The organism is Acinetobacter sp. UBA3132, from assembly GCF_002364825.1.
GTDB lineage: Bacteria > Pseudomonadota > Gammaproteobacteria > Pseudomonadales > Moraxellaceae > Acinetobacter > Acinetobacter schindleri.
The window spans coordinates 1-21,582 of record NZ_DEZM01000116.1 but is presented as its reverse complement, the minus strand read 5'-3'; the positions used below and the strand labels follow the sequence as shown (position 1 = coordinate 21,582).

Annotated in this window: 15 protein-coding genes and 1 pseudogene; 6 read left to right on the top strand and 10 right to left on the bottom strand. The window is 44.7% G+C overall.

Features of this window, described 5'->3' with window-relative positions; translation table 11 throughout:
- The 6 genes and pseudogenes from B4033_RS05840 to B4033_RS05815 form a co-directional block, all read left to right on the top strand.
- The coding region (locus B4033_RS05840) for a TolC family protein (protein WP_286832659.1) at positions 1-523 on the top strand (523 nt) is incomplete at its 5' end.
- A pseudogene (locus tag B4033_RS05835) lies at positions 520-2,659 on the top strand (type I secretion system permease/ATPase). The gene B4033_RS05840 and the pseudogene B4033_RS05835, both read left to right, overlap by 4 nt.
- Positions 2,656-3,843 (top strand): HlyD family efflux transporter periplasmic adaptor subunit, encoded by a 1,188-nt coding sequence (locus B4033_RS05830; RefSeq protein WP_286832658.1) that lies wholly within the window; start codon positions 2,656-2,658, stop codon positions 3,841-3,843. The pseudogene B4033_RS05835 and the gene B4033_RS05830 overlap by 4 nt, the downstream one beginning before the upstream one ends.
- A 107-nt stretch (positions 3,844-3,950) precedes the next feature.
- Positions 3,951-4,550 carry an IMPACT family protein gene (locus B4033_RS05825; protein WP_286832657.1) on the top strand — a complete coding sequence of 200 codons (600 nt, stop codon included), beginning with the start codon at positions 3,951-3,953 and terminating at the stop codon, positions 4,548-4,550.
- On the top strand, positions 4,543-5,163 hold the full coding sequence (locus B4033_RS05820; RefSeq protein ID WP_286832656.1) for an acyltransferase: 621 nt from the start codon (positions 4,543-4,545) through the stop codon (positions 5,161-5,163). Before B4033_RS05825 ends, B4033_RS05820 begins: the two co-directional genes overlap by 8 nt.
- 187 nt (positions 5,164-5,350) lie before the next feature.
- Positions 5,351-6,193: a universal stress protein gene (locus tag B4033_RS05815; protein ID WP_286832655.1), complete on the top strand. Its 843-nt coding sequence runs from the start codon at positions 5,351-5,353 to the stop codon at positions 6,191-6,193.
- A 201-nt stretch (positions 6,194-6,394) separates the two neighbouring features.
- On the opposite strand, the gene B4033_RS05810 is transcribed toward B4033_RS05815, so the two are convergent.
- From B4033_RS05810 to dnaE, 10 genes are all read right to left on the bottom strand, one after another.
- On the bottom strand, positions 6,395-7,060 hold the full coding sequence (locus B4033_RS05810) for an O-methyltransferase (protein ID WP_004812592.1): 666 nt from the start codon (positions 7,058-7,060) through the stop codon (positions 6,395-6,397).
- A gap of 132 nt (positions 7,061-7,192) precedes the next feature.
- A complete protein-coding gene (locus tag B4033_RS05805) occupies positions 7,193-7,906 on the bottom strand; it encodes a D-Ala-D-Ala carboxypeptidase family metallohydrolase (protein ID WP_004812593.1) in 714 nt (237 codons plus the stop codon).
- 139 nt (positions 7,907-8,045) lie between these two features.
- Entirely contained in the window at positions 8,046-8,369 is a 324-nt protein-coding gene (gene fdxA, locus B4033_RS05800; protein ID WP_004812595.1) for a ferredoxin FdxA, read from the bottom strand.
- Positions 8,370-8,571: 202 nt separating this feature from the next.
- The gene (gene mutS / locus B4033_RS05795) at positions 8,572-11,205 is read right to left on the bottom strand and encodes a DNA mismatch repair protein MutS (RefSeq protein ID WP_286832654.1); all 2,634 of its coding nucleotides are present in this window, start codon (positions 11,203-11,205) and stop codon (positions 8,572-8,574) included.
- Positions 11,206-11,438: 233 nt separating this feature from the next.
- A complete protein-coding gene (locus B4033_RS05790; RefSeq protein ID WP_163166287.1) occupies positions 11,439-12,677 on the bottom strand; it encodes a GGDEF domain-containing protein in 1,239 nt (412 codons plus the stop codon).
- 296 nt (positions 12,678-12,973) lie between these two features.
- Complete coding sequence (locus B4033_RS05785; protein WP_376745285.1) at positions 12,974-14,995, bottom strand: esterase/lipase family protein; 2,022 nt, start codon at positions 14,993-14,995, stop codon at positions 12,974-12,976.
- 118 nt (positions 14,996-15,113) lie between these two features.
- On the bottom strand, positions 15,114-16,022 hold the full coding sequence (locus B4033_RS05780) for an ABUW_2363 family tetratricopeptide repeat lipoprotein (RefSeq protein ID WP_286832650.1): 909 nt from the start codon (positions 16,020-16,022) through the stop codon (positions 15,114-15,116).
- 105 nt (positions 16,023-16,127) lie between these two features.
- Positions 16,128-16,937: a serine O-acetyltransferase gene (gene cysE, locus B4033_RS05775; RefSeq protein ID WP_004894357.1), complete on the bottom strand. Its 810-nt coding sequence runs from the start codon at positions 16,935-16,937 to the stop codon at positions 16,128-16,130.
- Positions 16,937-17,785 (bottom strand): RNA methyltransferase, encoded by an 849-nt coding sequence (locus B4033_RS05770; protein WP_004812609.1) that lies wholly within the window; start codon positions 17,783-17,785, stop codon positions 16,937-16,939. The genes cysE and B4033_RS05770 overlap by 1 nt, the downstream gene beginning before the upstream one ends.
- Before the next feature lie 35 nt (positions 17,786-17,820).
- Positions 17,821-21,393: a DNA polymerase III subunit alpha gene (gene dnaE / locus B4033_RS05765; protein WP_286832647.1), complete on the bottom strand. Its 3,573-nt coding sequence runs from the start codon at positions 21,391-21,393 to the stop codon at positions 17,821-17,823.
- Positions 21,394-21,582: the final 189 nt, after the last annotated feature.

Below are 21,582 nucleotides of genomic sequence, written 5' to 3'. Positions count from 1 at the left end.
AATGAGGACACGCCCTAATATCAAAGGGAGTATGAGTCAGGCCATTAATGGCCGCAATCCGAATAATAATGAAGATGATGGCTTTTATAACTCTGTGATGATTGAAGCCACCAGTAATTTCTATCAAGGTGGGGCGACCAGATCACAGACCCGTGCAGCCAGTTTTGCTGAAGAAGCAGCACGTGCTCAGGTCAATACTGCCTATCTGGATGTAGTCGATCAGGTCCGTTTGATTCGCGAACAGATTGAAAATAAACAGCGACAAATGGACATTCTGGCACAGCGCCGTGCAACCACTGTGCGCACCAGAGAGCTGTATCAGGAACAATATAAACTCGGTACTCGAACCGTAGTCGATCTGCTTAATGCAGAGCAGGCAATTCACAGCGCAGCCCAAGAAATTGAAACCGCGCGCTACGATATTTATACCGCTATTGTTCAGTACATTCAGGTCACCGGTCGCACACGCGATCTTTATGACCTTAACCGTATTTCTATTCAGGGGTTTGAAGTACAGCCATGAATAATACAATAAATTATCAGCCGTGGCTTCAGGCGATACTTAATATCGCCAAGCATTATCGCATCGAGCCATCTGAGGAAAGAATCCGCTTACAACTCGACTGGAACCAGCATCATGATGTTGACGAGCTGCTCAAAGTTGTCACGCGTCAGATCGGTTTAAATGTACGTAAAAACAAGTTTGATGCCAGTCTGCTCAGTCCATGGAAATTGCCAATATTGGTAGAATTTGAAAATGGCGAAGTGGGTGTCATCGAGCGCATTGATAGTGAAGGCAAAGCTAGTGTACAGCTCAGTGGCGATCAGGGGTTGTCTCAGGTTTTTAACCTGGAACATCTGAAGCAGGGTGCTAAAAGCCTTTATATCTTACGTCCTGAGTCTTCAGTACCCGATGCCCGGGTCGATGAATATATCAAGCCTTTCGAAAAGAACTGGTTCTGGTCAATTGTCCTGAATGACTGGAAGCGTTATATCGATGTGATGTTTGCTTCTTTAATCGCGAACATCCTCGCACTGGCTACCATTGTCTTTTCCATGAACGTGTATGACCGGGTCATTCCTTCACAGTCTATCCCGACCTTATGGGTACTGGCAAGCGGTGTATTGATTGCGGCAATCTTCGAATTTACCTTACGCGTCTCCCGGATCTATCTGTCTGATATTATCGGCAAGCGCGCTGATTTACGTATTTCTGACCAGGTTTTTGGTCATGCCTTACGCATTAAAAATAAAGAGCGTTCAAAATCTACAGGTACTTTTATTTCACAGATTCGTGAACTGGAAGGCGTCCGTGAACTGGTGACTTCTACTACGGTGACTGCAATTGCCGACCTGCCATTTTTCTTCCTGTTCCTGGGGATTTTCTGGCTCATTGGCGGAAACCTGTTCTGGGTGATGCTGTTAGTCGTACCTATAATGATTCTACCGGGGATTCTGGCACAGAAGAAACTGGGTGAGCTGGCACAAATGGGCATGCGTGAATCTGCAATCCGTAATGCATTGCTGGTGGAAGCAGTACAAGGAATTGAAGACATCAAGCTACTGCGTGCTGAATCGCGTTTCCAGAACCAGTGGAACCATATGAATGAAGTGTCTGCGGATGTCAACATGCAGCAACGTAAAATCGTTGGTTTGATGACCGCCTGGACGCAAAAGATTCAAGGCCTGACATTTGCCATCGTCGTATTAGTGGGCTGTTTTGCCGTTATGGAAGGTGAAATGACCACAGGTGCACTGGTTGCCTGTTCAATCCTGTCTTCGCGTATGCTTGCGCCAATTTCGCAAATTACCGGTGTGTTGGGTCGTTTACAGCAGGCGAAAGTCGCGAAAAACGGTTTAGATGAACTGATGAAAAAGCCGGTAGATCAGCCGGATTATTCACATCTGATTCACCGCCCATTACTCGAAGGTCAGTACGAGCTGAGCGGGGCAGTATTCAAATATGGTGAAGATGACCCTAAACCGACTCTAGTCATTCCAAAACTGGACATCAAGCCCGGTGAGAAGATTGCGATTTTGGGGCGTAATGGTGCCGGTAAATCAACCTTATTGCAGTTGTTATCCGGTATGCAAACGCCGTTACAGGGCAAGGTTAAACTTGATGGGATTGACCTGAACCTGATTGATCCGGCAGATGTGCGCCGTGATATGAGCCTACTGAATCAAAATTCACAGTTATTTTATGGCAGCATTCGTGAAAACCTGACGCTGGGTGCACCACTGGCAACTGACCAGCAAATCCTTGAAGCTTTGCAACTCACAGGTGCATTGGGCTTTGTTCAGGAGAAAAAAAGAAGGCCTGGACCATATCATTCTGGAAGGTGGTGTGGGCTTCTCTGGGGGGCAGCGTCAAGCCTTGTTACTTTCTCGTTTACTGATTCGCCAACCACGAATTTTATTGCTGGATGAACCCACTGCTGCCATTGATGATGTTTCTGAGAAACAGCTGATTGATAATTTAAAAACTTATCTGATTGGCCGAACCATGGTGGTGGCTACACATCGTCGTGCGGTACTTGAACTGGTAGATCGCATTATTGTCGTAAATGACGGCAAGATTGTGATGGATGGTCCGCGGGACCAGATCCTGAACCAATCACAAGGTGGAGCGAAGCGTGTTACGGGAGCAAGCGCATGAGTGCACAACAGGAAATCAAGCGTTCAACCAAAGTCAGCTTTCAGGAACCACCTTTGCCAAAATCAAGTGTGATCATCTGGATCATTGGCATAGGCTTACTGATTCTGCTGACATGGGCATGGTTGTTCAAGCTGGAAGAAGTTTCGACAGGCACCGGTAAAGTGATTCCCTCTTCCAAGGAACAGGTTATTCAGTCTCTGGAAGGTGGTATCCTCACCAAACTTAACGTCAAAGAAGGTGAAATTGTCGAGCAGGGTCAGGTATTGGCGCAGCTGGATCCCACCCGTTTTGAATCCAATGTGGGTGAATCGGCTTCTCTGTTAATTTCTTCGCGTGCAACTGCGGCACGCTTACGTGCTGAAGTCACTGGTGCGCCGTTGTCCTTCCCGCCAGAGGTACTCAAAGAGCCAAAACTGGTGGCAGAGGAAACTGCATTATATAAATCGCGTCGTGCTAATCTGGAACAATCTTTAGCAGGGTTACAGCAGGCATTGATACTGGTACAGCAAGAACTGGCTATGACTGAACCATTAGTTGCAAAAGGTGCTGCAAGCGAAGTGGAAGTTCTGCGTTTAAAGCGTGAAGCCAATGACCTGCAAAACCAGATGAATGATGTGCGGAATCAGTATTTTGTGAAAGCGTGTGAAGAACTTGCCAAAGCTAATACTGATGTGGAAACTCAGCAACAGGTGGTACGTGGTAAATCCGATACGCTGAACCGGACTATTTTCAAATCGCCAGTACGTGGCGTGGTGAAGGAAATTGATGTCATGACCTTGGGAGGCGTCATTCCACAAAACGGCAAGTTGATGACGATTGTACCGCTGGATGAAAAATTGCTGGTCGAGGCGCGTATTTCACCACGTGATATTGCCTTTATCCGTCCGGATCAGGAAGCGCTGGTCAAAATCACCGCTTATGATTACTCGATTTATGGCGGCCTGAAAGGTAAAGTTACTGTGATTTCCCCCGATACTCTACGTGATGAAGTCAAGCAGGATCAGTTTTACTACCGCGTTTATATCCGTACCGAAAATGACAAACTGACTAATAAAGCCGGACAGGAATTTAATATCACCCCGGGCATGGTAGCAACCGTGGATATCCGTACGGGTGAAAAAACCGTACTGGATTATCTGGTTAAACCGTTTAACAAGGCCAAAGAAGCATTACGCGAACGCTAATCCTTCATAGTAGTTGTACAAAATCAAGCCTCTATGTATAGGGGCTTTTTTGTTTGTGCTAGCAAACACGTTATACTGCAACACAGTGATGTTATTGTTTGAATCCAATGTCTTTTACTATTGCCAGCCTTGTCAGTTTTGAAGAAGAGATCAAGAAAAGCCACTTTCAGGCCTTTGCCACGCCGGTGGAATCCGAACAGGATATAAAGGATTTTCTGGAAGCTTATCGTGATACCACCACGACGCATCAGTGCTGGGCATGGAAAATTGGACATAATGTGCGTTTTAATGATGATGGCGAGCCTTCTGGCACCGCAGGTCGACCGATTTTAGCGACCATTGAAGGCAATGAGCTGACCAATGTATTGGTGCTGGTGAATCGCTGGTATGGAGGAATCAAGCTAGGTACGGGTGGTTTGGTTCGTGCTTATGGGGGGTGTGCGGGGCAATGCCTGGTCTTGGCTGAAAAGATTGAACTGATTGAAAAGAAGAAAGTGTCCTTTCGTTGTAATTTTAGTGAATGGGCTATTTTTCAGTATGAGCTGAATCAGCAACAGATTGACTATCAGGAAGATTATACCGCAGAAGGCGTCGAGGTTATTGCGCAAATGCAGAAACATCAGATTGAGCCATTTGCTTTGAAGATTCAGGATATCAGCCGCGGACGTGAAGCCTTAAAAATTATAGATGAGCCCCAAGATGACTGAGCAGCAGGACCCTCTACTGAAATACCGCGAGCAGCACAAGCATCGTCTGAATTATATGCCGTGGCTATACTGGTCACTCAAGCCTAAAAACCGGGGCTGGGCAGAACAGTGGCAGCGCGAATATCAGGACTATCTGCGTGAAATGGAAACAGTCGAGATTGGTGAGAACTGCTTTATTTCACCACTGGCACATATTTTCGCTGAACCGGGCCGAAAAATTGTAATTGGTGATCATAGCTTTATCGCAGCAGACTGTACCTTGCATGGGCCACTAGAAATTGGCAATGAAGTCGCGATTAATCACCACTGTATTCTGGATGGTGGACGGGTAGGAATTAAGTTACATGATCAGGTGCGTATGGCGGCCTATTGTCACCTGTACGCTTTTGATCATGGGATGGTGCTGGAACAGCCCATTTATAAACAGCCGGTGCGTTCCAAAGGGATTGAAATTGGCCGTGATGTCTGGCTTGGTGCTCATGTCGGTATTAAAGACGGAGTGAAAATTGCGGATCAGGCCATTGTTGGTATGAATAGTATGGTAACCAAAGATGTGGATGAACGCATGATCGTTGCAGGTAATCCGGCCAAACTGATTCGCTACCGGGATTAATATATGTTTAGAGTTTCAGACGATACAAGGATTGTTCGAGTAGTTCAAAAATGTATAAGCCACTAGAACGTCACATAAAAAATAACATAATTCAAATCCTGTGCTACAGAATTTGCTGCACATTTGCCGAAGGCTATGCTAACTTAAAAATATCTAAGAACTTTTATTATAATGAGAGAGGCTAAACATGAAACGTGTCATTGCCTGCATTGATTCTTCTCCATGCATTAATGCCCTCGCAGAAGCAGCTGCATGGATTGCCAAGCAGACCCATCGCGAGCTGGTGTTATTGCAAGTTTTGGATTATTACCCTGCAAGTTATCATTTGGGGGAAATTAGTGGTGTGATTGGTTTTGAAAGCAATGCCATGCTATTAAAAGAACTGGCTGAACTTGAACAGAAACAGAGTGAACTGGCTTTAGACTATAGCAATAATCTGCTGCGGCATATTTCTGACCAGATCAAAGAAAAACACAATATCAACACCATCCATATTCAGGAAAAAGGGGATTTCCTAGAACAAAGTTTTCAGTTACTCAGACCTGATGACATTGTCGTCATTGGACGTTTGGGTGAACGCTCTGCTGAGAAAAACAAGCCGATGGGCACTAATGTGGAAAACTTTATCCGTGGTGCCAATTGTACGGTAATGACAGTGGGTGAAAACTTTAAACCGCCAACACGCTTTATCTTTGCCTACGAATATTCACCAACCTGTATCCAGATGATGAAACGTATTTCAGAAAGTGATTTACTGAAACTGCTACAGTGTCATTTGCTGTATGTCGGAGATCATGCTGAAATCCTGAATGAACCGTTAAATTATCTGAAAGAAGCTGGACTGGATGTTGTTCCTGAATACCGCTATGGTGATGTGGCAGAGAACATTCTGTCTTATCAGCAGGAGCAGGGAATTCAGCTGATTGTGCTGGGTGCATTCAGTCACAGCAAAATCCACCAGTTCTTCCTGGGTAGTATCGCGACCACCATCTTCCGCAATTCCAAAGTACCGCTTCTGGTTGCCAAGTAAAGGAAAATATTGGAAAAAGCGTTATAAAGTTAAAATAACAATTCCACGAAATTAAAAAGCTTGAAGTTGGAAATTGTTACAGTTTGATTTAAAAATAATCAGAGTTATCCTCATATATTGTGGATAACTCTGTGGTTACATTTCATAAGTTATTGTTATATATTTAAAATACTTTATTGGGTGTTTTTTGCTCTCAGACTGTTATTTGACAATAGCCAGTGCAAAACCGTCATGACCTTTGCTGCCCACGGTCTGTAGAGCGGTACTGGAAAGTAGGCGCGGGTGATTCTGCATTGCTTCAAACATGCTGCGAATACCTTCAATACTTGGCTTATTATTGTCCAAATCAATAATTGCCCCAGCACGAATCACGTTGTCTAAAAAGATTACTGTACCTGAACGAGACAGTTTCAGGCTGAGCTCCAGATATTCAGGATAGCTCTGTTTATCCGCATCAATAAAGATAAAATCGAATGGTTCTGTATCTTCTGGTAGGGCTTTTAGAATATCTGCCGCACGGCCACATTTAAGTTCGACTGTCTGTTTAAGGTTGGCACGCTCGATATTTTCCTGACCCATCGCGGCATGCGTATCACGACCTTCAATGGTCAGGATATAACCATCTTCAGGCAGGGCACGTGCCAGCCACATGGTGCTATATGCAGCAAAAGTTCCCAGTTCAAGTACACGCTTGCAGCCATTCATCTGAATCAGCATCTGTAACAGCATGCCCTGATTGGCAGCTACCGCCAGATGATCAGGAAATCCATGCGCAGCTGTATTTTCAAGAGTCTGTTTCAGAATAGGATCATCTGGAATTAAATGTGAATCAATATAATTGTCGAGATCTGTCCACATTTGTTGCATAGCTTGAGCACCTTTGTTGCGATGCAGGCATTTTAAACCTTTCGCAGTGGAGCGCAATTTATTGTTTTATATTTGCTTTGAAAATGAACAATACAGAACGATTTACAGATTCTGTATTGTAGGTGGAATGACTTAGTAATTACACATTGAAGATCTACGGCTTAAATCCGGGCCCCAGGTGCGGTAACCTTGGGTATCAATATGGATCTGACCTGAAGCATATAGACCTAAGCCCATATTCAGGCTTTGACCATGCTGTATCCAGAACTGGCAGAGTTTGAACTTGGTATTTTCAATATAGGCATAATCTTCTGGCTGCGGGAATTCCGGGCCAATACGGAAATCAATCGCAGAGTTATACAGGTGACGTGAAGAGTTAGCACCACCAGCACATTTATTGAGTGGCAGATCACGATAAACTGAGGTTACTTCGAAATCATTGAGGACATTGGCTGCAACCAGATATTTAAATACACGTAACGTTGGCAACTGATTGCTCCACAGCTCACGGCTTGGCACCATATACTGCGGTCCACCACAACGCGACCAGTCACGTGCAGTACGCATCAATTCAAAACTTGGAATGATATTGCCTACCGAATTACGTTCTAAAAATACTTCATACTCGCGTACACGAGAGAGGTTATTTGCTACGGCTGCCCAGTTGGTATAGGCAAAAGGAATACTCTTAGGCAGCACCTTACGGTCAACCTTAACCTGTTCCTGAGGAATGTAAATCCGTTTTCCATCTGGCAAGGTCATTGGTTTCTTTGTCGCAGTGGTACAGCCCACCATGACAAAAGGGATCATGCTGAGACCCAATAATCCCTTGTAAAAATGCTTCATTATTAGAAATCAGGTATTTATAAAATAGCGCTATTTTAGTCCACTTTTGCGAAGGAATTCAGGATAAATTGCAATGAAATGTGTGCATCAGGTACAAAAAAAGACCAGACTATGCTGATCTTTTTTGGAGGTTTGAAAATTACTTTTCAAGATATTGCAGTTTATCTGCCTTACCGTTCCATTCTTCACGGTCAGCTGGCTGATCACCAATTTGAGTGATATTCGGCCATTTTTGAGACAGCTCAGCATTCAATTCGATGAATACTTCCTGGCCCTCAGGTAACTCATCTTCAGAGAAAATTGCATTTGCAGGACATTCTGGTTCACATAACGCGCAGTCGATACATTCGTCCGGGTTAATTACAAGGAAGTTCGGACCTTCATAGAAACAATCTACAGGGCAAACTTCAACACAGTCTTGATATTTACATTTAATACAATTTTCAGTGACAACGAAGGTCATGGCGACAGCTACCTAAAAAATATGGTTCTAATAACTAATGTGTATTTTAGGCAAAAACCGCAGCAACTAACAATTCCTTTTATTGATATTTGTTATATATAGGGCTGTTATTTTTGCAAAAAAACCGATACAGATATCAAATTCAGAGATTATAACTACCTAAAACAAAACCGCCTCATACTGAATGAAGCGGTTGAAGAGTTTAGCCTGGTAGTTTCAGTAGATCTTTCAGTGCATAAAGCTGCTGTAAGGCTTCACGCGGACTGAGGCTGTCGACATCAATGTCTTCCAGCAGTTCAAGTGCAGCTGATGGTTTTTCCACCTCAATAATCCGCTCAACGACTGTTTCGACCTGTTCAATCGCAAACAGATCAGGTTGTGGGCTTTGAGGCTTGGTGTGATGCTGCTTTTCCAGAATACGCAGTCGGTTTTGTGCTTCCCGGATTACGCTTGCTGGAATACCGGCAAGTTTGGCGACCTGTAGGCCATGACTCTGGCTGGCTGGACCTTGTTGCACTTTATGCAGCAAAATCAGGTTACCATTCACTTCACGGGCAGTCACATGATAGTTATCAATACCTGATTCGCTGGCCAGTTCAGTTAACTCAAAATAATGCGTGGCAAACAGACATAAACATTGAATACGTCGGGTGAGATCAAGTACGCATGCCCAAGCTAGGGACAGACCATCATAAGTGCTGGTACCACGACCGACTTCATCCATCAGCACGAGTGATTGACTAGTCGCATGATGCAGAATCTGCGAAGTTTCGGTCATTTCTACCATGAAGGTGGATTTACCTGTAGACAAGTCATCTGCCGAACCGATCCGGGTAAAAATGCGGTCAATTGGCCCCAAGGTTACAGCCTGTGCCGGAACATAGCTACCGCAATAGGCCAGCAGGGCAATCAGTGCAGTCTGACGCATAAAGGTAGATTTACCGCCCATGTTTGGACCGGTGATAATGGCCATCCGATGCTGATAATCCAGTTGCGTATCATTTGGAGTGAAGGCAGTTTTGCTTAAAGCTTCCACAACAGGATGACGGCCTGCCTGGATTTTCAAGCCAATTTCCGGACTATATTTCGGGCGTGACCAGTTGCGTAAGCGTGCCTGATGCGCAAAGTTACACAGTAGATCAATCTGTGCGATGGCACTGCTCATCATTTGCAGGTTGCCAATGTCCTTACGCAATTCATCCAGCAGCATTTCAAAGAGCAATTTTTCACGCGCCAGTGCACGCGATTCGCTGGAAAGGACTTTATCTTCAAAGGCTTTCAGCTCTGGCGTGATGTAACGTTCGGCATTCTTTAAGGTCTGGCGGCGAATATAATGTTCTGGTGCCTGTTCAGCCTGTGCACGGGTCAATTCAATATAGTAGCCACTGACACGGTTATAGCCGATTTTCAGGGTTGGAATACCGCTCTGTTCACGTTCCTTGATTTCTAGATCAATCAGGAATTGCCCGGCATGATCGCGAATTTTGCGTAACTCATCCAGTTCTGCATCGAAACCTTCGGCAATAACATTCCCATCACGTAACAGAACTGGTGGATTTTCCACAATGGCTGACATCAAACATTCATGCAGACCATGGAAATCACCAAGTTCTTCATTCAGTTGAATGAGTAATTTGGACTGCTGCTGGCTGACCATCGGTTGTAGTGCATGACGCAGGAACGGGATCTGAGCACAGGCCTGACGCAGCTGAACCAGATCCCGTGGACGTGCACTGCCCAATGCAATACGGCTCAATACACGTTCAATATCACTGATTTCTTTTAAAACCAGACGTACTGGCGATTCATGAAAGCCGTCTAATAATACCTGAGTAGCATCCAGACGCTCATCCAGAATGGCAGTATCGCGTAAGGGCTGCATCAAGGTGCGACTCAGCAGGCGGCCACCCATTGCTGTTTGACAATCATTGATTAACTGGAACAGCGAAGTACCATGTTCAAATAATGGTTCAATCAACTCTAAATTGCGACGAGTAACCGGATCTAGCGCAATAAAGTCTGAACTTTGTTCTAGTTGAATGGTACGAATATGCGGCAGCGCAGTTTTCTGGGTTTCTTTGGCATAGTGAATCAATGCAGCCGCTGCGGCTTTGGCGAGTGGCAGATGATCAATCCCAAAACCTGCCAGTGTACTCACAGCAAACTGGTCACATAAAGTCTTTTGGGCATTGTTCAGGTTAAAGTCGACATTTGGGCGTTTGCTGACCGGCACATCCAGTTGGCGTTTCAAATGTTCAACCAGATCCTGCTCTTGCAGATTTTCGTCCACGACAATTTCGCTTGGCATCAGACGTGCCAGCTCAATTGCCAGTTGGTTCAGGTCATAATCAATTTGTTGAACTTTGAAGATACCGGCGCTTAAATCCAGTAGAGCGATACCAATTTTATTTTGCTGAATGCATAGTGCAACCAGATTAGAAGTTTGATGTGCACCCAGCAGGGCATCATCAGTTAATGTGCCCGGAGTAATAATCCGAACCACACCACGTTCAACCGGACCTTTACCTGTGACCTCTCCAATCTGCTCGCAGATTACTACCGTTTCGCCTTTTTTTACCAAACGGGCCAAATATCCTTCTGCCGCATGGAAAGGCACACCTGCCATTGGAATCGGCTGACCATTGGCCTTGCCGCGATGGGTTAGGGTAATGCCAAGAATTTTGGCTGCTTTATGGGCATCTTCAAAGAACAGTTCGTAGAAATCACCCATACGATAGAACATCAATGAATGCGGGTGCTGCATCTTCACAGACATATATTGTTGCATCATAGGTGTTAGGGTAGAAAGATCAGCCATGAGTTCTGAACTGGTCATTAAGAAGAAATCCTTTAAAAATAATGGATAGGCTGATTAAGGTTGATGAGCTGAAGGCAATATAGTCGCTATTCATTTACCAAAGCAGAAACCATCAAAACAGCCATGCAAAATGTGTATTGAGCTAAGTCTAGCAAAATTAATTTTTAGAAAGAAATGGATTCGATGACTTCTGTCGAGTCTAATGAAAGATTACCGGTTTTAAACACTAAAAATATGGATCGGAGTCAGGTCTAAATCATATATACATTGTTTTTAGACTGACGAGGAGCGATCTTAAAACGATTACGACCCTCTGCTTTTGCAGCATACAGCGCTTCATCAGCCTGAGCAATAAAATCAGCCAGGCGATCATTTTCTTGAGGCTTGATACTGGCACAGCCAATACTCACCGTGACATGACCCGAGACCTGACTGGCAGGATGAAACAGCTGCAAAGCATTGATGCGTTGGATCAGCTCCTGGGCAATTTTCTGTATTTCTAATTCATCGATATAAGGATAAACCAGTAAAAATTCTTCTCCACCATAACGTGCTGCCAGTTCCATACTGCGGGAAGAAATGCCTTGTAACTGTTGGGCTACCAATTGTAGACATGCGTCACCGGCAATGTGTCCAAAATGGTCGTTATAGTTTTTAAAGTAATCGATATCCACCATCATGATACTTAAAGGCGCTTGATGTCGTAGTGCGTGGCGCCATTGCGTGTCCAGATATTCTGTCAAATAGCGTCGATTAGCAAGGCCAGTGAGCGCATCAAGTTGGGTCAGCCGTTCCAGTTCCTGTGCCTGTTGGGTCAGTTCCTCTTTATGCAGTTCGATAATACAATTTTGCAAATAGTTCTCACGATGCTGGCGGTCAATCGCATAGGCAATAATCATTCCAAGGAGACTGCTAAACGTATAGGTACGATGTAAAAAGGTCCAGTCAATATTGTAGTTGAGAGAAACCGTGACCAGATAACCAATCAGTCCACCGCCCCAACCCGCAATGAGTGCTGAATAAAAGCGCATACCGACAAAGCTATAGTTAATGACGACTGCATACATCATGGCCACGTGCAGCAGGGCATCATTATCAATATCCTGGCCAATCACGGGAATAATTACAAAAGAAATCGCGACCGCACTGGTCGCACCTAACGTGGTATACAGGTCAAAGAAACGATTAAACGGCTTGCTAAACGACATTAACCAAACTGCGATGGTAATTACCCCAACCCAGGCATACAGAGAAAGCCAATGAATCAGTTTTTCATCGATTGAAATGGTCTGAAAAATCCCGTAACTTAGCACAAAATACAGAACCAGAATAATGCTGCCCCGAAAACGAAATTCATAAGCAGCTTCGTCACGGTATTGCTGGCGATAGATTGGCTCGAGTTCTTTTCTGAAATACACATAGTTCAGTCCATGTGCAATCAGCTCATTTACTTTTTCATGGCTAATCTGTTTAGAGCCAGCTAATTTCATAAAGTACCATTACTAAGCAAATAAAGTCGTTTAACTACTGATAATGTAGATTGTATCGAATGGTTAAACTATTGATAGCACAGATAAAGTATCCTGCTCAAGAAATATCCTTTTATATATAAAAAAATTATATTTCATTTAAATCACTATAAATTAATTTGATTGCCTAACTATCTCTATCATCTCTTAGAAGTGCTTATCAATTTACATGCTCTTAAATTAAGTAACTTTAGATTTATAGCTATTTCGCAAGAGAGAAAATAAAAAACCGAAGTTTTAACTTCGGTTTTTTATACTTATTTCAATACTTTTTGCGGCTGATATAAACCGAGCTCAGTCAGGTGCAACCTTAAGATACGACGTAACTCGAGTACAGCTTCAGGCGTTTCCTGAATCGAATGACCACCTTTGATAATTTCCTCAGAAATTGCGCCTTTTAGCTCGGCACTTTGATAGGGAACCACATCATCTGTCATCACTGATTTATCGGTACTATCTGTCGTATTACCTATAATGTTGTGGAACTTAAAGCCTTTGTATGGCACGACATCACGGGTCAGCGCATTAAATTTCGAATTTTTGGATAAATCGCTTGGACCGTTCTGAATCATGTCATGGCCAACTTCCTTGATGAAATCATCCAGTCCAATATCACCTTGTAAGGTATCTGAAAATGCGCCCAAAAATGCACTCGGTAAACGGATAATTTTACGGGCCGCCAAGGTAAACCAGCGATCCGCATAATCAGTTCCGCGATGTGGGGTAGCCAGGAAAATACCTCGGCTAAAGCTTGGAATCGGTTTAAGCTGCAAACGTGCTTTAAATAATGGATTATTGCGGAATCGTTCGATACGGCGGTTATTATTAATCAACTCTTCAGTACGTGGAATCAGATTGGCATCACTCACCAAGAGGCGGGCGATCACCCCACCCATACTATGACCAACCAGTACGGCATCTTTCTTGGCAGGATCCTGCGCATTGATGCGTTGGAAACCTTGCTGGATCAGGGCATTGATCTGATAACGGCTCTCCAGAATTGGCATATTGGTTGAATAGAATACCTGCCAGACCTGGAAATTTTCCCGCAGTACCGGATCACCCATGATGTCATTGGTGAGACGGATCCAGGCTTCAGGACTGCTGGCTAGGCCATGGATCAGGACAATCACTTTTTTCTTCGGATTGTAGGGTTCCAGCATATAAAGATGCGGCATGATCAGGTTGTCATCCCGGTCAATCAGCACCAGATAGGCAGCACGTCCTAAGTTATTTTCAGCCAGCCATAGGCCATAGGGTGCCGAGAAATTTGCAGCCAGCGCATATTGTTTACCTGCAACGGTTACTTTTTCATGTTTGTAAGGATCATGCAGTTTGAGCTGGAATTCCGGACCGTTAATAATCTGATCAATACTGGTCGCAGATTTAGGAACTGCGGTAATAGTAGTGGCCAGATAACGCGCCGAATGAATATTCGGATTGCTGCCTTCTGCATATTTGAAATTCAGTGGGTCGACAATATATTTTTTATTTGGTGTGATACGTTTTTCTTCGGGAAGGACCACTACAAATTCCGAACCAAAACCGTCTCGACGGGTAATTGAACGTAGACCAGAGAAATTCATGTTATAGGTCGACATGAGCTTCTCAAAAGGCTGGTCCTTAATTTCAGGATAGTTTTCGAAATCTACTGTATAAATGCTGTTGCCGACCTGAATCTTGCGGCTGCCTTCTTTGGCCTGATGACGCTCGGAATAAACATGGATCAAATGCGAGATCGCCAGGTTATAAAAGTCACGAATCTGTACCTGACGGTTGTCAAAGATACGATCTTGTGGCGCACGCTGGGTTTTGAACAGATAGGCATAGCTATAACGAATACTTTGGTCCAGCATCGCCAGCTGCTGATCTTGGCATTTCTGGATATTCTGTTTTTGTAGCTGCTTTTTTTCTTCAGACTGGGTCTTGGTCAGAACGCTGCTTTTGCATTCTGAACCTTTACCCAATTGCAGCGATTTGGCCAGATACAACTCACTGGCAGTAGACAGAAGCTGTTCATCCAGAATCTGCGGGATCTCCTTGAGCGCCTCTACGCATTCCTGCGGTTGTTCAGTACAGATGCGTGCTTCACGCCCAGTCATGGACAGAACATTCAGGCTGGCTTCACTCAGTTTATCTCTGGTTAAAATGCTGTCACGTTCATTACTGATGGTGACATTGAAGGCTTGTTCTTTCACACTGACCACCTGACAGCCGGTCAGGACTGTGGTGAATAAGAGTGAACAGAGGACGAATGCTTTATTCATTTTATAGTGCATATGAAATCTGAATGCTCAGTTAAATATTGAAATAATGTTTTGTATTCTACTTATTTTTATCAGAAAAAAGACTGCCGAAGCAGTCTATTTTGTAACTCAGATCACGAGCATTTTCACTTTAATTTTTGGGTGTCAGCACTTGCCATAAATTCCAGCGACCTTGCTTTTCAATTTCCTGAATCAGCTGGTCTGCTACTTGTGCTTCTTGTGGGTATTTCACCTTATAATTTTTCAGCACCTGAACTGCATTCTTTTTATTTTCCATGGCAATGTAGTTGTTTGCCGCAGATAAATAGGCTTCCTGAACACCAGCTTTCATGGCTTTTTCCAGATAAGGAATCGCTTCACGCTGACCGCCACCCTCAGACAGACCAAAACCGAACCAGAAGTTGGCTTCAGCATCATCCTGGTTCAATTTCAGAATACGCTGTGCATAAGCCAATGATTTAGTAGTATAGACTGAACCTAGGTCGAGATTACGCGCCATAACGCTGGCTTTAAATGCACGCATTAAAATATCGAAAGAGGCATTATTGTTGGCAGCTAAAGTATCGAGTTCCTGAGTGACACGTTTCAGTTTCAGTTCAAAGCCTCTACGTTCCTGACGGTCACTGAAACGTGGTGGATAGTGTCGTGCTTTACCTTCAACTAATTGCAAGAAATCATCAATTTCAGTGATATCAATTTCATTCGGCCCAGCTAAAGTCGCATAACGCATAGAACGCGTATTGCTGTTCACGGTTGGAATGATCAGACGATTCACATCAAGGGTAATTTTTTCTGATGGGTTATCAGCACGGTTCACCACCATTTTGGTGACAGGCGCAGCAGCAGCTTTCTGCAAGTGCACTTCAAATGGAGGTGGTTCGTTATAATTGAATGGATTTAATGCATAAAAGGGTGGGGTCAGTTCCGGCTCAGCGAACACCATTGCATTTTTAGGTGTGTCTTGCTTTGAAGATGGAGTTGAACATGCGGTCAATGCCAGCGCTGCGAAGCAGGCAAGTGCCAAAGGCTTAAATGTCATGGTATACATCCATTTATGTTATTTTGAAAAATTGTAAGATTGCATGTTCGTCAGTCTAAGAAAACTGTAGCGAACATGCAAGTTACGGCGTGTTACCGTTTTTGATCAGGCCTTAGACTGAGAAGTCTGTGCTTCGCACTCACGGCGAGCTTCTTCCAGAATTTTTAGATCTTCCTTACTGAGCGGATGTTCATTCAACTGGTTTTTCTTAAAAGTAGGGTCAAGCATAGATAAACGGTTGCAAAGCATATTCATGCGTTTTTCATTTTGCTGAATACGGTCAAGTAGGACACGCATACCTTCAATAATCGGATCAGACTGATCTTGTGTGGTTGCATATGGCTGGAAACCAATACTTTCTGCATAATCACGACGACGTGCTTCAGCTTCATCTTTCGGCTGGTCTTTGGTAATAAACCGGGCAGGATTACCGACCGCTGTGGTATTGGCCGGTACGGCTTTGGTTACAACAGCATTAGAACCGACCTTGGCATTTTTACCAACTGTAAACGGACCGAGAATTTTTGCGCCGGCACCCACAACCACACCATCTTCCAGGGTTGGATGACGTTTGCCTTTATTCCAGGTCGTACCCCCCAAGGTCACACCGTGATAAAGAGTTACATCATCACCAATTTCAGCTGTCTCACCAATCACCACACCCATACCATGGTCAATAAAGAAACGGCGGCCAATCTTGGCACCCGGATGGATTTCAATTCCTGTAGCAAAACGGCTGAATGAGGATAAAGCACGTGCTGTGCCTTTACAGTCTTTGTTCCACAGTTCATGCGCCACACGATGCATCATCAGCGCGTGAATGCCAGGATATGTGGTCAAGACTTCCAGGGTGTTGCGTGCAGCAGGATCGCGCGCGAAGACAGCCTGTATATCCTCTTTGAGCTGTTTAAACATTAGATTTGATCCTTGTCCTGTTGGGTAGTGTGTGAAGATTTCTTCCAGGTGCCATTATTTAAGGCCTGAACCCGGCTGAAAATACCACGGAGTAAATGATATTCCATACGATCTAATTGTATACGTCCAAATAGGCGACGCAAGCGTAAAGGTAGCAATCGTGGATTTTTAGGATCCATAAACTCAATTTCTGCCAGCATTTTTTCTAAATGTGGATAGAATTGTTCCATCTGTTCATGATTCACCAGCGGTTCATCCCATTCCATTTCAATGCCATCAATGACCTGCATGGTGGCTTTAGCATCACGTGGATGTTCTACCTGATCCAATGCAGCCATACGCAGTTCATAGCAGATGACCTGAATTGCTTGTGCGACATTGAGTACGCCGTAGTCAGTATTCACTGGAATAGTGAGGTGATAATTCGCCATTGCCAGTTCTTCATTGGTCAGGCCACGGTCTTCACGACCAAACAGAATCGCAATTTCCTGTTGCTCTTGCACGACCGCAGATAGCGCTTTTTCAGCCGCAGGACGCACATCCAGAAGAGGCCAGGGAATCGTGCGGCTACGTGCACTGGTTCCAAAAACGATCTGGCAATCTTTGATCGCGTCTTCCAGTGTCTCGACGATTTCAATCTGCTCGATCAGATCGGTCGCACCTGCAGCCAAGGCATCAATATCCGGATGTGGATAGGTTTTTGGTGCAACCAGAACCAGCTTGGACAGGCCCATAGTTTTCATGGCACGTAAAGCACTACCGATATTGGCAGGCAGGGTGGTATTAACCATGACAATACGCACATGGGAGAGATGTGCTGAAACAGCAGCATTGTCAATTTGACTCATGATGATTCCAATATAAATATTTTAAAGGTCAGAATTTATGAATATTGCGGCTGAGACTCGGCTTCATATTGCGCCAGGGCATCATCCATACTCATATCTGCAGGAGGAGGCTGCACTTCAACCGGCTTGGCTTCTTCATAAGACACCGCACGGGCAGCTTTAGATTTAACCTGATATTCAATATGCAAGGCAGCTTTACCAAAGTAGTCCCGTAATTTGACCAGCAGCTCATCCAGCGGAGCAACTTTCCAGTTCAGGCCCAGATGCAGCTCAGTCGTTGCATAGTCATAATCCAGATAAAGAATGACTGGAATATGCGTACTCATATCCACATTGGTATATGGCATGAGAATCTGTTGCAGATCACGGCTGAGGGTTTTACTGTAATGTTCCGCTTGCAGGGTAATCTTGATGCTATTGGCTCGTTTCTGGCGGATTTCGTTCAGGCTAAAGGCTTTGGTCAGACGTCCCATTGGACGGTCAAAACCTTCGCGCTCATAAATTTCGCCTTCAATCACCACCACTTGATCCACCTGAACGATGTCTTTAAAGCGGTTAAAACGTTCATGATTGGTCGAGACTTCAATCCGTGCCGTACCATCATCCAGCGTCACCATCATCCGGTTCGGAAAGTTGGCTACATCTACCACCAGGCCTGCAAATACCGTCGTCACACCACGGCGGGTTGGGGTCAGTTCATTGATCTGACACGGTACAAAAGCTTTCAGTTCATTACGGTAAACATCAATCGGGTGACCAGTCAGATATAGACCAAGCGTATCTTTTTCGCCTTTGAGGCGGACTTCATCGGACCACGGTTTGACTGGCTTAGATGGTTTGCGTTGAACTTCTTCAACTTCACCAAACAGGTCCATAATACCAGTTTCACGGTTCTGGCGAGCCTGATCTGCAGCCTGTACCGCTTCAGGGAGTTGTGCCATCAGGTCAGCACGCTCGATGCCCAAGCAATCCAAAGCACCGGCACGAATCAAGGCTTCCAAAGTCCGTTTATTTATTTTTTTCAGGTCAATACGGTGGCAGAAGTCAAACAGGTCTTTATAGGGACCTTCTTTCTGACGGGATTCAATCACCGACTGCATAGCCGCTTCACCAACGCCTTTAATCGCTCCTAAGCCATAGACAATGGTTTTTTCATCAGTAGCATGGAACTGATAGATCGACATATTGACGGATGGTGGTAACACTTCCAGATTATTCTTGCGGCAGTCATCAATCAGGAATACCACGTTATCGGTATTCTGCATTTCCGAAGACATCACCGCTGCTAGGAACTCAGCCGGATAATGCGCTTTCAGCCATGCCGTCTGGTAAGCAACAAGAGCATAAGCTGCCGCATGCGATTTGTTAAAACCATAGCCGGCAAATTTTTCCATATAGTCAAAGATATGGTTAGCCGTGGCTTCATCAATATCTTTTTTCGCAGCACCTTCAATGAAGATTTTACGCTGCTTGACCATTTCCTCAGGCTTCTTCTTACCCATGGCACGACGCAGCAAGTCCGCGCCACCGAGGGTATAGCCGGCACAGAACTGTGCAGCCTGCATGACCTGTTCCTGATACACCATAATCCCGTAAGTTGGCTCTAATACGCCTTCAAGCAGAGGATGCAGATATTCAAACTCACCGCCGTGCATACGGTGGATAAAGTCAGGAATCAGGTCCATTGGACCCGGACGATACAGCGATACGAAAGCGATAATCTCTTCAAATTTGCTTGGGCGAGCTTCTTTCAGCATCTTTTTCATGCCCACGGATTCAAACTGGAACACTGCCGTGGTATTGGCTTCGGCAAAGACCAGATAGGCATCTTTATCATCTAGCGGAATATAAGCAATATCCAGCGGTTTATCGCTTTGGATACGCTTATTGATATTCTTAACCGCATCTTCAATAACCGTCAGGTTACGCAGCCCCAGGAAGTCGAACTTCACCAGGCCGGCTGCTTCGACATCGTCCTTATCGAACTGGGCAACACGCGCAGTACCATCAGCATCACACATCACAGCTGAGTAGTCAGTCAGCTTGGTTGGTGCAATTACTACACCACCGGCATGTTTACCGGTATTCCGGGTAATACCTTCAAGCTTGAGCGCCATTTCCCAGATTTCAGAAGCATCGTCATAATCCGGATTGGAGGGATTGGTAACGACGTCTTTCAGTTGTGGCTCGGCTTCCAGAGACTCTTCCAGGCTTAAACCCAAAGGCTTGGTGGGAATCAGTTTGGAAATGCGATCAGCCAGACCATAGGATTTACCGAGGACACGTGCCACGTCACGAATTGCCCCTTTGGCCGCCATGGTACCGAAGGTCGCAATCTGGGAAACTGCTTCTCGGCCATAAGTACGCGCTACATAATCAATTACGCGGTCACGACCAGCGATACAGAAATCGACGTCAAAGTCAGGCATCGAAACACGTTCCGGGTTTAAGAAACGTTCGAATAGCAGGTCATAACGCAGTGGATCAAGGTCAGTAATTTTTAAACTGTAGGCTACAAGAGAACCGGCACCTGAACCACGGCCCGGACCTACCGGCACACCATTCCCTTTGGACCACTGAATGAAGTCCATTACGATCAGGAAGTAACCCGGGAAGCCCATGTCCAGAATAATCTTGATTTCAAAGGCCAGACGTTCATCATAAGGTTGACGGATTTCCGGCCAGTCCTCACCACGTTGTTCAGGGGGATACAGAAAGTCTAGGCGTTCTTCCAGACCGACTTCACATAAATGGGTAAAATAACTGCCTATGGTATGACCTTCCGGAATCGGATAGTCTGGCAGGTCATTAAAGCCTAAACGCAAGGTGACATTGCAGCGTCTTGCGATATGAAACGTATTTTCAATCGCGGTTGGAATATCCGAGAAAAGCTCTGACATTTCTGCTGAACTTTTAAAATACTGTTCAGGACTATAGGTTTTAGGACGGCGATTATCACCAAGTACATAACCATCGGCGATACAGACACGTGCTTCGTGTGCTTCAAAGTCTTCACGTGCAAGAAAGTGCACGTCATTATGTGCGACTACACCGATATTATATTTTTTGGCGAGTTTGACCGCCTCTTCAATGAAAAGGTCTTCATTAGGACGACTGGTACGAGTAAGCGCTAAATATACGCGATTACCAAATTTCTCTACCCATTCTTGTAGTAAAGGTTCAGCCTTATCGGGATTTGAAGTAATCAGCATTTTGCCGACATCAGATTGCATACCCAGCAATACGATCATGTCATCGTGCTGCTTTAAAATCCAATCTTTTTGTACACAAGGAATATCCAGTTGTTGGCCGCTAATAAAACCTTCAGAGACCAGTTCGGTCAGGTTGCGCCAGCCTTTATTGGTCATGGAAAGCAGGGTGACACGATGTTCGGCATCATTCAGGCGAATTTCAGAACCGAGAATTGGCTTGATGCCTTTATCTAGGCATTTTTTATAGAATTTGACCGCAGCATGGAGATTAGATAAATCGGTTAGCGCGAGTGCTGGCATCTCGTCATTAGCAGCAGCTTTGACCAGGTCCGGTATCCGTACGATGGATTCAGTAATTGAAAATTCTGTATGAATACCAAGATGAACAAAGTGCATAAATGAGTCCCTGCAAAAACCACTCGATAGTTTAGCACGGGATTTATTGTTTCAGTTTGAAATTGAGGGGAAATGCTGAACTTTTAGATCTTAATTTAAAATAGGCTTTGGAGTGATTATTCTACTTAAACAAGGATAATTTTCCTGGAATTGAATCTATAGCCCAGCGACATGGATGTCGCCAGTTGA